General features: G+C 70.2%; 14 protein-coding genes. 10 read left to right on the top strand and 4 right to left on the bottom strand.

The features are described from left to right. The first annotated feature begins 34 nt into the window (after positions 1-34). Genes xdhC through G537_RS0115035 form a run of 5 tightly spaced genes read left to right on the top strand, consistent with a single transcriptional unit; the run spans position 35 to position 5,609 of the window. Positions 35-994, top strand: a complete 960-nt coding sequence (gene xdhC, locus G537_RS38110) for a xanthine dehydrogenase accessory protein XdhC (RefSeq protein WP_064742140.1) — start codon at positions 35-37, stop codon at positions 992-994. Beyond that, positions 904-2,475, top strand: coding sequence for an ABC transporter ATP-binding protein (locus G537_RS0115050; RefSeq protein ID WP_026870826.1), 1,572 nt, complete (start codon positions 904-906; stop codon positions 2,473-2,475). Before xdhC ends, G537_RS0115050 begins: the two co-directional genes overlap by 91 nt. Beyond that, a complete protein-coding gene (locus tag G537_RS0115045; RefSeq protein WP_026870825.1) occupies positions 2,465-3,562 on the top strand; it encodes an ABC transporter permease in 1,098 nt (365 codons plus the stop codon). The genes G537_RS0115050 and G537_RS0115045 overlap by 11 nt, the downstream gene beginning before the upstream one ends. Beyond that, positions 3,562-4,485, top strand: coding sequence for an ABC transporter permease (locus G537_RS0115040; protein WP_026870824.1), 924 nt, complete (start codon positions 3,562-3,564; stop codon positions 4,483-4,485). Before G537_RS0115045 ends, G537_RS0115040 begins: the two co-directional genes overlap by 1 nt. 44 nt (positions 4,486-4,529) lie before the next feature. After that, the gene (locus tag G537_RS0115035; RefSeq protein ID WP_342665210.1) at positions 4,530-5,609 is read left to right on the top strand and encodes a BMP family ABC transporter substrate-binding protein; all 1,080 of its coding nucleotides are present in this window, start codon (positions 4,530-4,532) and stop codon (positions 5,607-5,609) included. Between the two features lie 94 nt (positions 5,610-5,703). On the opposite strand, the gene G537_RS0115030 is transcribed toward G537_RS0115035, so the two are convergent. Beyond that, entirely contained in the window at positions 5,704-6,042 is a 339-nt protein-coding gene (locus G537_RS0115030; protein WP_026870822.1) for an endonuclease domain-containing protein, read from the bottom strand. A gap of 146 nt (positions 6,043-6,188) precedes the next feature. Here G537_RS0115030 and G537_RS38105 point away from each other — a divergent pair, with 146 nt between their 5' ends. Then, entirely contained in the window at positions 6,189-7,322 is a 1,134-nt protein-coding gene (locus G537_RS38105) for a cysteine desulfurase family protein (RefSeq protein ID WP_034851777.1), read from the top strand. Here G537_RS38105 and G537_RS0115020 read toward each other — a convergent pair. Continuing rightward, positions 7,300-8,211: a LysR family transcriptional regulator gene (locus tag G537_RS0115020; protein ID WP_026870821.1), complete on the bottom strand. Its 912-nt coding sequence runs from the start codon at positions 8,209-8,211 to the stop codon at positions 7,300-7,302. The genes G537_RS38105 and G537_RS0115020 overlap by 23 nt on opposite strands. Positions 8,212-8,378: 167 nt before the next feature. Here G537_RS0115020 and G537_RS0115015 point away from each other — a divergent pair, with 167 nt between their 5' ends. Genes G537_RS0115015 through G537_RS38100 form a run of 3 tightly spaced genes read left to right on the top strand, consistent with a single transcriptional unit; the run spans position 8,379 to position 11,824 of the window. Then, complete coding sequence (locus G537_RS0115015) at positions 8,379-9,656, top strand: urate hydroxylase PuuD (RefSeq protein WP_026870820.1); 1,278 nt, start codon at positions 8,379-8,381, stop codon at positions 9,654-9,656. Positions 9,657-9,669: 13 nt separating this feature from the next. Continuing rightward, the gene (gene guaD, locus G537_RS0115010; protein ID WP_026870819.1) at positions 9,670-11,004 is read left to right on the top strand and encodes a guanine deaminase; all 1,335 of its coding nucleotides are present in this window, start codon (positions 9,670-9,672) and stop codon (positions 11,002-11,004) included. A 19-nt stretch (positions 11,005-11,023) separates the two neighbouring features. After that, positions 11,024-11,824, top strand: coding sequence for an IclR family transcriptional regulator (locus G537_RS38100; RefSeq protein WP_051248437.1), 801 nt, complete (start codon positions 11,024-11,026; stop codon positions 11,822-11,824). A 12-nt stretch (positions 11,825-11,836) separates the two neighbouring features. Here G537_RS38100 and G537_RS0115000 read toward each other — a convergent pair whose 3' ends face one another. Further along, the gene (locus G537_RS0115000; protein WP_026870818.1) at positions 11,837-12,109 is read right to left on the bottom strand and encodes a Txe/YoeB family addiction module toxin; all 273 of its coding nucleotides are present in this window, start codon (positions 12,107-12,109) and stop codon (positions 11,837-11,839) included. After that, positions 12,106-12,360, bottom strand: a complete 255-nt coding sequence (locus G537_RS0114995) for a type II toxin-antitoxin system Phd/YefM family antitoxin (protein ID WP_026870817.1) — start codon at positions 12,358-12,360, stop codon at positions 12,106-12,108. The genes G537_RS0115000 and G537_RS0114995 overlap by 4 nt, the downstream gene beginning before the upstream one ends. 201 nt (positions 12,361-12,561) lie before the next feature. Between G537_RS0114995 and gcl the strand changes: the two genes are divergently transcribed. After that, positions 12,562-14,319, top strand: a complete 1,758-nt coding sequence (gcl, locus tag G537_RS0114990; protein ID WP_026870816.1) for a glyoxylate carboligase — start codon at positions 12,562-12,564, stop codon at positions 14,317-14,319.

Genomic DNA, 14,319 nt, shown 5'->3' with positions numbered 1-14,319 from the left:
AAAGCCATCGCGGATGCGATGCCGGGAGGTTCGCATGACCCCCCTCGCCCCCACCCTGCGGCTGTGGCTCGGCGACGGCGAGCCGACGGTGCTGGTGACGCTGGCCGAGGCTCGCGGCTCCACCCCGCGCGAGGCCGGAGTGCACATGCTGGTCACTGCCGGCGCCAGCCGCGGCACCATCGGCGGCGGACGGATGGAGTGGGACGCGATCGCCGCTGCCCGGGCGCTGATCATCGCCAAGGAGCGGTCGCGGCGGGTCGAGATCCCGCTCGGCCCCGCTATCGGCCAGTGCTGCGGCGGTTTCGTGGCGATCGACCTGGAGCTGGCCGACGGCGCCATCCTGGCCCGGATCGAGGCCGAGGAGGCCAACGAGGCGGCGACCTGCCCGAGCGTCCTGATCTTCGGCGCCGGCCATGTCGGCAAGGCGCTGGTCCGCGCTTTGGCCCCGCTGCCCCTGAAGATCCAGTGGATCGACGGCCGCGCCGACGAGTTCCCGGCCGAGATCCCGGAGACCATCACCCGGCGGCTGACCCCGACGCCCACCGACGTGATCGCCGAGGCGCCGCCCGGCGCCGCCTACCTCGTCATGACCCACAGCCACGCCATGGATTTCGACGTGACCGAGGCGGCCTTGCGCCGCGGCGACGCCGCCTATGTCGGGCTGATCGGATCGGCCACCAAGCGCGAGCGCTTCGAGCGCTGGTTCCGGGCCCGCGGCAACGACCCTCGCCGCGCCGGATTCCTGACCTGCCCGATCGGGGCGGGCCTCGGGCGGGACAAGCGCCCGTCCGTCATCGCCGCCATGGTCGCGGCGGAATTGCTCGTCGCCTTCGCCAAGGCTAAGGACAGGCCCGCCCCCGCCGACAAACCGGCGGCGGGGGCGGCTCCAGAACAGGAGGCTGCATGGACCGCAACCCGGGGGCCGGCCCCGCGCGGATCGAACTCCGCGGCATCACCAAGAGCTTCGCGAGCCTCGTCGCGAACGACGGCGTAAGCTTTTCCGTCCAGCCCGGCGAGATCCACGCGCTGCTCGGTGAAAACGGCGCCGGCAAATCGACGCTGGTCAAATCCATCTACGGGCTGCTGCAGCCCGATGCCGGCGAGATCCTGTGGAACGGGCAGCCGGTCCGTCCCGCCAGCCCGCACGAGGCCCGCCGCCTCGGCATCGGCATGGTGTTCCAGCACTTCTCGCTGTTCGAGGCGCTGACCGTGGCCGAGAACATCGCCCTCGGCCTCGATAGCCCGCCCGACCGGCGCATCCTGGCCAGGCGGATCCGCGAGGTGTCGCAGGCCTACGGCCTGCCGCTGGACCCGCATCGCGAGATCCACTCCCTGTCGGTCGGCGAGCGCCAGCGGGTCGAGATCGTGCGCTGCCTGCTGCAGGACCCGAAGCTCTTGATCATGGACGAGCCGACCTCGGTCCTGACCCCGCAGGAGGTGGAGCGGCTGTTCGAGACGCTGCGCCGCCTGGCGTCGGAAGGCTGCTCGATCCTCTACATCAGCCACAAGCTGCACGAGATCAAGGCGCTGTGCAGCCGGGCCACGATCATGCGCGCCGGCAAGGTCGTCGGCTCCTGCGACCCGGCGGTCGAGACCGCGCGCAGCATGGCGCAGATGATGATCGGGGCCGAGCTGCGCACCCTGTCCCGCCGCTGCGCCCGCGACACATCCGAACCGCGGCTGGCGGTCGAGGATCTCAACCTGCCCGCCGACGGTCCATTCGGCACCGCGCTGAAGCAGATCGGCTTCACCGTCGGCGCCGGCGAGATCCTTGGCATCGCCGGCATCGCCGGCAACGGCCAGACCGAGCTGCTGCAGGCGCTGTCCGGCGAGCGCCGGGTGCGGCCGGCCGGGGCGATCCGCATCGGCGACCGGCCGGTCGGCCATCTGGGCGCGGAGCAACGCCGGCTTCTCGGCCTGTGCACCGTGCCGGAGGAGCGCAACGGCCATGCCGCGGTGCCGGAGATGAGCCTGGCCGCCAACGCCCTGCTGAGCGCCCGCAACCGCATGAAGCTGGCCCCCGGCGGGCTGATCCGCGCCGGACTGGCGCGCCGCTATGCCGAGCGGGTGATCCATGAGTTCGGGGTCAAGACCCGCGGCTCCGAGGCCCCGGCCGGAAGCCTGTCCGGCGGCAACCTGCAGAAATTCGTGGTCGGCCGCGAGGTGCTGCAGACGCCGGAGGTCTTCATCGTGTCGCAGCCGACCTGGGGCGTCGACGCCGGCGCCGCCACCGCGATCCACCAGGCGCTGATGACCCTGGCCCAGAACGGCGCCGCGGTGATCGTGATCTCGCAGGACCTCGACGAGCTGCTGCAGATCACCGACCGCCTCGCGGTGATCAATCTCGGCCGGCTGTCCGAGGCCCGGCCGACGCACGACATCTCGGTCGCCGAGATCGGCCTGCTGATGGGCGGCCTGCACGGGGCCGAGCCGGGCGCGGCCGAAGAGAAGGAGCACGCCGTCCATGTCGCTTAGGATCGAGCCCCGGCGGGAACCGTCCCGCGCCATGGTCTGGCTGACCCCGATCCTCGCGGTCGCCCTGACCATCGCCAGCGGCTGGCTACTGTTCCTCGTGCTCGGCCTGGATCCGGCGGAGACGCTGTACCAGTTCCTGGTCGCCCCGATCGAGACCTTCTACGGCTGGACCGAGCTCGGGGTGAAGGCGGCGCCGCTGATCCTGATCGCCACCGGCCTCGCCATCGGCTTCCGCGCCAATGTCTGGAACATCGGCGCCGAGGGCCAGCTGATCATGGGCGCGGTCGCGGCCGGCGCCGTCGCGCTGGGCTTCTGGGGCGAGGAGGGCTGGTGGATCCTGCCCGCCATGTGCGTCGCCGGAGCCCTGGGCGGCCTGGCCTACGCCGCGATCCCGGCCTTCCTGAAGACCCGCTTCGACGTCAGCGAGATCCTGACCAGCCTGATGCTGACCTATGTCGCCTCGCTGGCCCTGAGCATCCTGGTGTTCGGCCCGTGGAAGGACCCCGACGGCTTCAACTTCCCGCAGACCCGGATGTTCACCGACGCGGCGCTGCTGCCGGTGCTGATCGAGGGGACGCGGCTGCATCTCGGCGCGCTGGTCGCCCTGCTCGCCGCGATCGGCGCCTGGTTCCTGGTCGGCCGCACCGTCGTCGGCTTCCAGATCCAGGTGGTCGGCCAGGCCCCGGCCGCGGCCCGCTTCGCCGGCTTCAGCGGCAAGCGCGTGGTCTGGTTCTGCCTGCTGCTGTCGGGCGCGCTGGCCGGCCTGGCCGGCACCTTCGAGGCGGCGGGGCCGATCGGGCAGCTGATCCCGCAGCTGACGCCCGGCTACGGCTTCACCGCCATCATCGTCGCCTTCCTCGGCCGGCTGCACCCGCTCGGCATCGTCGCCGCCGGGCTGGTCATGGCCCTGTCCTATATCGGCGGCGAGAACGCCCAGGTCTCGGCCGGCCTGCCGCAGGCGGCGACCGGCGTGTTCCAGGGCATGCTGCTGTTCTACCTGCTGGCCGCCGACGTCCTGGTCCGCTACCGCCTGCGCTGGACCTCCGCCCAGGCGGCGCCCGCCCCCAAGCCTGCCACGGTGCCGTGATGGAGTTCCTGGTCCTCGTCGCCGCGACGGTCATCACTGCGGCCACCCCCCTCCTCTTCGCCGCGCTGGGCGAGCTGGTGGTGGAGCGTTCCGGCGTCCTCAACCTCGGGGTCGAGGGCATGATGCTGATCGGCGCGGTCGCCGGCTTCGCCGTGACCATCACAACGGGCCATCCGGCGCTCGGCATCGTCGCCGCCGCCGCGGCCGGGGCGGCGCTGGCGCTGGTCTTCGCCGTGCTGACCCTGACCCTGATGGCCAACCAGGTGGCGACAGGCCTGGCCCTGACCATCTTCGGCGTGGGGCTCAGCGCGCTGCTCGGCGCCGGCTTCGTCGGCCACCCGATCCCGCCTTTGCCGAAGCTGTCGCTGCCGGTGCTGACCGACCTGCCGGTCGTCGGGCCGCTGATCTTCGGCCAGGACGCCCTCGTCTACCTCTCCGTCGCCATGACCTTCGGCGTCGCCTGGTTCCTGAAGCGCACGCGCCCCGGGCTGGTGCTGCGCGCGGTCGGGGAATCCGCCGAATCCGCCCATGCCATCGGCCATCCGGTGATCCTGGTGCGCTATCTCGCCTGCCTGTTCGGCGGCGCCATGGCCGGGCTCGCCGGCGCCTTCCTCTCCCTCTCCTACACGCCGATGTGGATGGAGGGGATGACGGCCGGGCGCGGCTGGATCGCCCTGGCGCTGGTCGTGTTCGGCTCCTGGCGCCCCTGGCGGGTGCTGCTCGGCGCCTATCTGTTCGGCGGGGTGACGATCCTGCAACTGCACGCCCAGGGCATCGCCGGGATCGACCTGCCGGCCCAGGTCTTCAGCATGCTGCCCTATCTCGCCACCATCGCCGTGCTCGTGGTCATCGCGGCCGGCCCCTGGCGCGGCCGGCTGCAGGCGCCGGCGGCGCTGGGCAAGCCGTTCCGCCCTTCCGTCTGACGATGCGCCTGATATCTTCAGACCAATCAACAACCGGAGGTCTCATGTCGATGCTGGTTTCCCGCCGGACGCTTCTCGCCGGCTCCGCTGCAGCCCTGGCCGCGTCGGCTCTGCCCGGGCGGGTCTGGGCCGCCGACCCGCTGAAGGTCGGCTTCATCTATATCGGCCCGGTCGGCGACTACGGCTGGACGCACGGGCACGACGTGGCGCGCCGCGAGGTCGAGGCGAAGTTCGGCGACAAGGTGAAGACCACCTTCGTCGAGAACGTGCCGGAAGGCCCGGATGCGGAGCGGGTGCTGCGCCAGCTGGCCCAGGCCGGCAACGAGCTGATCTTCACCACCTCCTTCGGCTACATGAACGCCACCATCCGGGCGGCCAAGCAATTCCCGAAGGTGAAGTTCGAGCACGCGACCGGCTACCAGACCGCGCCGAACGTCAGCACCTACAATGCCCGCTTCTACGAGGGCCGCGCCGTCTGCGGCACCATCGCCGGACATCTGACCAAGACCGGCAATCTCGGCTATATCGGCTCCTTCCCGATCCCCGAGGTGGTGATGGGCATCAACGCCGTCGCCCTCGCCGCCCGCAAGATCCGCCCCGACGCCAAGGTGAAGGTGGTCTGGGCGAACAGCTGGTACGACCCGGGCAAGGAGAGCGACGCGGCCAAGGCGCTGATCGACGGCGGCGTCGACGTGCTGAGCCAGCACACCGACAGCCCGGCCCCGCTGCAGGTGGCGGAGAGCCGCAACGTCTACGCCTTCGGCCAGGCTTCGGACATGCGCAACTTCGCGCCGAAGATGCACCTGACCGCGATCGTCGATGCCTGGGGCGAATACTACATCCGCCGGGTGCAGGAGGTGATGGACGGCACCTGGAAGACCTCCAGCGTCTGGGAAGGGCTGAAGGAGGGCATGGTCGGCATGGCCCCCTACAACGAGGCGATCCCGGCCGAGGTGGTGCAGGCGGCCGAGAAGGTGCGCCAGGGCATCATCGACGGCACCGGCCATCCCTTCGCCGGCCCGATCAAGAACCAGAAGGGAGAGCTGGTGGTGAAGGAAGGCGAGACGCTCAGCGACGAGCAGCTCCTGAAGATGGACTGGTATGTCGAGGGCGTGGAGGCCTGAGAGACGGCCGCACGTGGCCCTTTTTGAGTCCCCCCTCCCCTTGCGGGAGGGGGGTAGGGGGAGGGGGTTCCCGCCGCAAGAGCTGGCTCCTCGACTATTCACCTCCCCCAGCGAGCACCGCCCCGATCGTCTGCACGACACCCGCGAGCTCGTGCATGACCTGGTCGTTGGTGAAGCTCACGACGCGGAATCCCTGATCTTCCAGCCAGCGCGTCCTCCGAGCATCGGCATCGAATGTCAGTTCGTGCGACGGCCCGTCCACCTCGATCACCAGCCGCGCCGAGAGGCAGACGAAATCGACGATATAGGGGCCGAGGCGGTATTGGCGCCGGAAGCGCAGGCCGCCGATGCGCTTGTCCCGCAGTTGGTGCCACAGCAGCAGCTCGGTTTCGGTCTGGTTCTGCCGCAGACCCTGGACGCGTTGATCGGCCATCGGCGCGTTGCCTCGGAAACCCCCTCCCCCTACCCCCCTCCCGCGAGGGGAGGGGGGACTCCATTGTGCGGCACCGGCGCACACAAAGGCCACAGCGCGAAGAGAGATAGTGACGGAACGGGCCGGTTCCGGACGAGAGAGCGGCCATGACCGCCCCCCTCTATCTCGACCACCTCGCCTCCACGCCACTGGCGCCCGAGGTGTTCGACGCGATGCGGCCCTGGCTCGACCCGGCCGCGGTCGGCAACCCGCATGCCGCCCGGCACCAGCCCGGCTGGCGGGCCGCCGAGGCGATCGAGGCGGCGCGGGCCGAGGTGGCGGCGCTGATCGGCGCGCGCCCGGGCGAGATCCTGTTCACCGGCGGCGCCACCGAGGCCAACAATCTGGCGCTGCTGGGCGGCACGCCCGAGGGCTGGCCCGTGATCGCCTCGGCGATCGAGCATCCGAGCGTGCTGGCCTGCCTGCCCGAGCTGGCGGCGCGCGGGCACCGCACCGCGGCCCTGCCGGTCGGGCCGGACGGCACCGCCGATCTCGACGCCTTGCGAAAGCTGCTGGCCGGCCGTCCGGCCCTGGTCTCGCTGATGGCCGCCAACAACGAGATCGGCACGATCCAGCCGCTGACGGAGGCGGCGCGGATCTGCAATGAGGCCGGCGCGCTGCTGCACAGCGACGCGGTGCAGATCCTGTCGACCGGCGCGGTCGACGTCCGCGCCCTCGACCTCGCCTTCCTCAGCCTGTCCGGGCACAAGCTGTACGGCCCGATGGGGATCGGTGCCCTATTCGTGCGTGAGGGCATGGCTTTGCGCCCCCTCCTCCATGGCGGCGGCCAGCAGCAGGGGCGCCGCGCCGGCACCCTGCCGACCGCGCTCTGCGTCGGGCTCGGCGCCGCCTGCCGCATCGCCCGGCAGCGCCGGTCGGCCGATGCCCAGCGGTTGACCGCCCTGCGCGAGCGGCTGTTCGAGGCGCTGCAGCGAGAGCTGCCGGATCTGCGCCGCAACGGCTCCGCCGCGCACGGCCTGCCCGGCTGCCTCAATGTCAGCCTGCCGGGGCTGGACGCCGCCGACCTGCTGCTCGACCTGCCGGAGCTGGCGCTGTCCACCGGCTCCGCCTGCTCCACCGGCAGCCCAGGGCCGTCGCATGTGCTGCGCGCCATCGGCCTGTCACCGGAAGCGGCGTGCGGCAGCCTGCGCTTCGGCCTGGGCCGCGGCACCACCGAGGCGGATGTCGACCGGGCGGCGACGCGGCTGGTCGAGGCGATCAGAGCGCGAGATCGGCGCTGAGCAGCGCCCGCGTGCGCTCCACCAGATAATCCGAGAACACCCGCACCTTGGCCGGCAGGAAGCTGCGATGCGGGTACAGCACCGCCAGCACCACCGGCTCGGGCGGATGGTCGGGCAGCACCACCTGCAGCGCGCCGCTGCGCAGATGCGCCGCCACCTCCCACACCGGCTTCATGACGATGCCGCGGCCGTCCAGCGCCCATTGCGTCAGCACGTCGCCGTCATCGGCGTCGAAGCTGCCGCGCACCGGCACCTTGGACGGCCCGTCCCTGCCCTCCAGCGTCCACTGGTACTGTCGCGATCCGGGGAAGCGCAGCAGCAGGCAGTTGTGGCCCATCAGCTCCTCGGGCGACTTCGGCGTGCCCTGGGCCTCGAGATAGGACGGCGCTGCGCACAGCACCCGCCGGCAATCGGCAATCTTGCGCAGCACGAAGCTGGAATCCCGCATCTCCGCCATGCGGATGGCGAGGTCCACCGCCTCGCCCAGCAGGTCCAGCAGGTGGTCGGACAGGCGCAGCCGGACCTCGACCCGGGGATAGAGCTCGTGGAACTGCGGCACCAGCGGCGCCAGGACCCGGCGGCCGAAGCCGAGCGGCGCCGTCACCCGCAGGCTGCCCGACGGCACGCCGCTGGTGGTGGCGACGCTGGTCTCCGCCCGCTCCACCGCGTCCAGCACCACCAGGCAGTGGCGGTAGAAGGTCTGGCCGTGCTCGGTTGTCTGCACCTGGCGCGTGGTGCGGTTCAGCAGGCGGACGCCGAGATGCTGCTCCAGCTGCTGGATGCGGTGGCTGACCACGGCCGGCGACATGCGCACCTGCCGGCCGGCGGCCGACAGGCTGCCGAGCTCGACCACGCGCACGAAGACCCGCATGTTCTCCAGCAGCGCCAATCCCGAGTGAACTCCCTGTTCCTTGAAGCGATTCTGGGCGCATCCGCCGGGCGGGATTATAGCGATTCTTTTGAAAGTGCTGCGCGGCCGCATCGCTTCCCCAGCCGCGGCGATGTTCATTAGGCTGGCCGGAACGGATAATCAGCCAGGACGGCGGAGGCGGCGGCATGGAGCCGATCATCTGGGAATGGATCAACTTCGTGGCCCGCTGGGTGCACGTGATCACCGCTATCGCCTGGATCGGCTCGTCCTTCTACTTCGTCGCCCTCGACCTCAGCCTGAAGAAGCGCGAGGACCTGCCGGCCGGCGCCGGCGGCGAGGCCTGGCAGATCCACGGCGGCGGCTTCTACAACATGGTCAAGTACCTGGTGGCGCCGGACCGGCTGCCGAAGGAGCTGACCTGGTTCAAATGGGAGGCCTACTCCACCTGGATCAGCGGCTTCTTCCTGCTCTGCGTCCTGTACTACCGCGGCGCCGACCTGTTCCTGATCGACCCGCAGGTGTCCCTGTTCTCGCCCAAGGAAGCGATCGCGATCAGCGTGGTCAGCCTGGCTCTCGGCTGGCTGGCCTACGACCTTCTGTGCAAGTCGCCGCTGGGGGAGAGCGACGTCAGGCTGGCCGCCGCCGGCTTCGTCGTGCTGGTCGCGGCGGCTTACGGGTTCGCCCAGGTGTTCAGCGGCCGTGGCGCCATGCTGCAGATGGGCGCCCTGATCGGCACGATGATGGTGGCGAACGTCTTCTTCATCATCATCCCGAACCAGCGCAAGGTGGTGGACGCCCTTCTGGCCGGGCGGGCCCCCGACCCGAAGCTGGGCCGGCAGGCCAAGCAGCGGTCGCTGCACAACAACTACCTGACCCTGCCTGTCCTGTTCCTGATGCTGAGCAACCACTATCCGCTGGCCTTCGGGTCGCACTACGCCTGGGTGATGACGGCGCTGGTGCTGGTGATGGGCGGGGTGATCCGGCACTTCTTCAACTCGCGCCACGCCGGCAAGGCGACGCCGTGGTGGACCTGGGCCGCGGCCGCGGCCTGCATGGCGGCGATCGTCTGGCTGTCCACCCTGCCGCCGCCGCGCGAGCACGAGGTGGCGACCGCGACCAAGCCCTGGATCGGACTGCAGCCTGAAGCCCCGGCGCAGACGGCCGCGGCGGCCGACCCGAATCCGGTCTCCTTCGCCCCCGTCTCCTTCGCCAAAGTCACCGACATCGTCGTGTCCCGCTGCAGCATGTGCCATTCCACCATGCCGGGCTGGGAAGGCATCCACGAGGCGCCGCGCGGCGTGCTGCTGGACTCGCCGGAGGAGATCCGGCGCCATGCCGAGCTGATCCGCTTGCAGGCGGTGCTGACCCATGCCATGCCGCCGGCCAATGTCAGCCAGATCACCCCGGAGGAGCGCGACCTCCTCGGGCGCTGGGCGGCCGATCCCGACCGGGCCGTGCAGTAACAGGAGCCTTGCGATGACCATCACCGCCCTGCGCGGCCGCCTGCTGAGCTTCCTCGCCGCCCCCGAGGGCGCCGGCGACGCCGCCAGCTATCGCTATACCTCCGACGGGGTGGTGGTGGTCGAGGATGGCCGCATTGCCCGGGTCGGCCCCGCCGCCGAGATCCTGCCGACGCTGCCGGCCGGCGCCGCGGTCGACCATTATCCGGACGATCTGATCCTGCCCGGCTTCATCGACGCGCATCTGCACTTCCCGCAGACCCAGGTGATCGCCTCCTACGGCGCGCAGCTGCTGGACTGGCTGCAGAAATACACCTTCGTCGCCGAACAGCGTTACGGCGACCCGGAGTTCGCGGAGCGCCAGGCGAAGTGGTTCCTGGCCGAGCTGCTGGCCAACGGCACCACCACCGCCGCGGTCTACGGCTCGGTCCATCCCGGCTCGGCCGAGGCCTTCTTCGCGGAATCCGAGCGCCTCGGCACCGCCATGATCGCCGGCAAGGTGATGATGGACCGGCATGCGCCGCCGGCCCTGCTGGACACCGCCCAGTCCTCCTACGACGACAGCAAGCGGCTGCTGCAGCGCTGGCACGGCCGCGGCCGGCAGTGCTACGCCCTCACACCGCGCTTCGCCATCACCTCGACCGAGGCGCAGCTGGAGGCGGCGGGCGCGCTGGCCCGCGAATTCCCGGACGCCTATGTCCAGACCCATATCGCCGAGAACCGGAAGGAGATCGAGGCGGTCCGGGAGCTGTTCCCGGACAGCCGCGACTACCTCGACGTCTACGATAAGTACGGCCTGCTCGGCCCCAAGACCCTGTTCGGCCACTGCATCCATCTCGAAGAGCGCGAGCGGCAGCGCATGGCCGAGACCGGATCGGTCGCCGTGTTCTGCCCGACCTCGAACCTGTTCATCGGCAGCGGCCTGTTCCCGATGCGGGAGCTGGCGCGGCGCGACCCGCCGGTCCGGATCGCGGCCGCGACCGATGTCGGCGGCGGCACCAGCTATTCGATGCTGCGCACGCTGGGCGAGGGCTACAAGGTGCAGCAGTTGCAGGGCACCAACCTGTCGGCGCTGGAGGCCTTCCATCTGGTCACCGCCGGCAACGCCGAGGCGCTGGGGCTGCAGGACGAGATCGGCAGCATCGCCCCCGGCCGCTACGCCGACCTGGTGGTGCTGGATGCCCGCGCCACCGCCGCCATGGCGCACCGGATGGAGGCGGTGGCGGGCGATCTCGAGGAGGAACTGTTCATCCTCATGACTTTGGGTGATGATCGCTCGGTGAAGGCGACCTATGTCCAGGGTCGCCGCATGCACGAACGGGAGGGAACGCGCAGCCGGTCACCGGCCTGAGCGTCCAGTCAGGAGCGCCATGGCCGAGATCGACCGCGACAGCGAGTTCTCCATCGACGAGCCGAAGACCGGGCAGGTCCGCTCCCTCCTCCGCGCCCTGCGCCTGCTCGACACCGTGGCCGGGCGGGCCGAGGGGATGAGCCTGACCGAGCTTGCCCGTGCCACCGGCCTCTCCGCCCCCACTGCCCACCGCCTGCTGACGACGCTGGAGGAGGCGCATTACGTCCGCTGCGATCCGGCGACGCGGCGCTGGATGGTCGGACTGCAGGCCTTCCTCTCCGGCCTCGCCTATGCCGACGGCATGGGGCTGCGCCGCCTGGCCGACCCGCCGATGCGCACCCTGTTCGGCCTGTGCCACGAGACCGTGAACCTGGCGGTGGAGGAGCGCGGCACCATCCTCTACCTGCACCAGCTGGGCGACCCGGGCGCCAGCCTGCCCGGATCGACGCCGCTGCCGGTACACGGCTCTGGCGTCGGCAAGGCCCTCCTGTCGGCCAAGCCGGATCCGGTGCTGTCGCGCACCCTGCCCGCTTTGGCCCTGACCCGGCTGACCGAGAAGACGGTGGCCGACCTGCCCAGCCTGCGCGACCAGATCACCCGCGCCCGCCGCTCCGGCTACGCCGTCGACGACGAGGAGCATCTGGCCGGCGTGCGCTGCGTCGCCGCCCCGATCCTCGATAGCGCCGGCCGCCCGGTGGCCGCCCTGTCGATCTCCGCCCCGCGCGAGCGCATGGGCGACGAGCGCATCCACCAGATCGGCGCGCTGGTCCGCCAGGCGGCCGAGAAGGTCACGCTGCAGCTCGGCGGCCGGGCGCACTGAGGCCGCATTGGCTCAGCGGCTGTAGTGGAAGCGGCAGCTGGCGATCTCGAGCATTTGGGCATTGCCCGATCCGGCCACGCGGTAGACGAGGCGATGTTCCCGGGTGATGCGCCTCGACCACCAGCCCTTGAAATCACCACCCAATGGCTCGGGCTTCCCGATACCTGTGAAAGGGGAGCATGATGCGTCTTTGATGAGTTCGTTCACCCGTCCCAAGACCGCCTTGTCGTTCTGCTGCCAGAATAGATAGTCGGCCCAAGCGGCCTCGGAAAAGAAGAGCTTCATTCCTCGATCAGAGTCCGCTCAGTCCCCTTGCCCGCATCGAGTTCGGCGATCGAACGGCGCAGATGATCGGCATTGGCAGGGGTACTGAGGAGGTGAAGCGTTTCCCGCAGCCCCTCGAACTCGGCCAGTGGCAGGATCACCACCGGCTCGTGGTTCTGGCGGGTTACGACCAGCTCCGTCCGGTCGGCCTCGATCTGATCCAGGTGCTTGGCCATGTTGGCCCGCAACTCGGTGAGAGTGACGTGGGGCATGAGCATCTCCGATAATCTGTACATATATATGTACAGGAACTGACTCCGCAATCTTTCCGCATGGGGAGGGCAGCTTCCACCAGGTGAAAAAGACCGATCCGGTCGGCCGATTTTCGCGCCCTGGAAAGTTTCGGCCCGCCGCTGGCCCTGCCCTGCCCCACTCGCCACCATCGCCTGAGAACCTTCGAACGGGAGGGCATGATGCCCAAGATGACGGCGATGGAAGCGGCGGTGCATGTGCTGCGCAGCGAGGGGGTGGAGGTGGCGTTCGGCGTGCCCGGCGCGGCGATCCTGCCCTTCTACGAGGCGCTGAAGGACAGCGGCATCCGCCATGTGCTGGTGCGGCACGAGGAGGGCGGCACCCATGCTGCCGAGGGCTACACCCGGGCCCGCGCCGGGGCGATCGGCGTCTGCATCGGCACCTCCGGCCCCGCCGGCACCAACATGATCACCGGCCTCTACTCCGCCATCGCGGATTCGATCCCGATCCTGTGCATCACCGGCCAGGCACCGCGCGCCAAGCTGCACAAGGAGGATTTCCAGGCGGTCGACATCGCCGCCATCGCCCGGCCGGTGACCAAATGGTCGGTCACGGTGATGGAAGGCGCCCAGGTGCCCTGGGTGTTCCGCCGCGCCTTCCAGATCATGCGGTCCGACCGGCCGGGCCCGGTCCACATCGACCTGCCGATCGACGTGCAGAAGGAGATCATCGACTACGACCCCGAGGCCGACGCGCCGCTGCCGGTGTCCCGGCCCGCGCCGAGCCCGGCCGCCATCGCGCGCGCCGTCGACATGCTGCTGGCGGCGGAGAAGCCGCTGATCGTCGCCGGCGGCGGCATCATCAACGCCGAGGCCTCCGACCTGCTGGTCGAGTTCGCCGAGCTGACGGGCGTGCCGGTGGTGCCGACGCTGATGGGCTGGGGCACGATCCCGGACGATCACCCGCTGAACGCCGGCATGGTCGGGCTGCAGACCCAGCACCGTTACGGCAACGCCACCTTCCTGCAGAGCGACCTGGTGCTGGGCATCGGCAACCGCTGGGCCAACCGCCACACCGGATCGACGGATGTCTATACGAAGGGCCGCAAGTTCATCCATGTCGACATCGAGCCGACCCAGATCGGCCGGGTGTTCTGCCCGGATCTCGGCATCGTCTCCGACGCGAAGCTGGCCCTGCAGGCGCTGATCGCCGAGGCCCGCGGACGCCGCCTGCCGAAGCGCGAGGCCTGGGTCGCCGCGGTGCAGGAGCGCAAGCGCACCATGCTGCGCCGGACCGACTTCGACAATGTTCCGATCAAGCCGCAGCGCGCCTTCCAGGAGATCAACGCCGCCTTCGGCCGCGACGCCCGTTTCGTCACCGCGATCGGCCTGTACCAGATCGCCTCCGGCCAGTTCCAGAAGGTGTACAAGCCGCGCAACTACATCGTCTGCGGCCAGGCCGGGCCGCTGGGCTGGGAGGTCTCGGCCTGCACCGGCGCCAAGCTGGCCGACCCGTCGGCCGAGGTGGTCGGCATCGTCGGCGACTACTCCCTGCAGTTCCTGATCGAGGAGCTGGCGGTGGCCGCGCAATACCGCATCCCCTTCGTGCTGGTGGTGCTGAACAACGCCTATCTCGGCCTGATCCGCCAGGCGGAGCGCGGCTACAACATGGATTACGAGGTCCAGCTCTCGTTCAAGAACATCAACGCGCCGGAGATCGGCGACTACGGCGTCGACCACATCAAGGCGGCCGAGGCCTTCGGCTGCATCGCCCGCCGGGTGTTCGACCCGGAGGAGATCGCCCCGGCGCTGCAATGGGCGCGGACCCGCGCCACCCAGGCCAGCCTGCCGGTGCTGGTCGAGATCATCACCGAGCGGGTGACCAACATCGCCATGGGGCCGGAGATCGACAGGATCACCGAGTTCGAGGAGGTCATCGACCTCGCCCCCGCCGAGGCCCGCGAGCCGGAAACCGTCTGA

The sequence above is a fragment of the Inquilinus limosus DSM 16000 genome (assembly GCF_000423185.1).
GTDB classification, from domain to species: domain Bacteria; phylum Pseudomonadota; class Alphaproteobacteria; order DSM-16000; family Inquilinaceae; genus Inquilinus; species Inquilinus limosus.
Note: the sequence above shows the minus strand (reverse complement) of the source record. Positions and strands in the feature narration are given on the sequence as shown.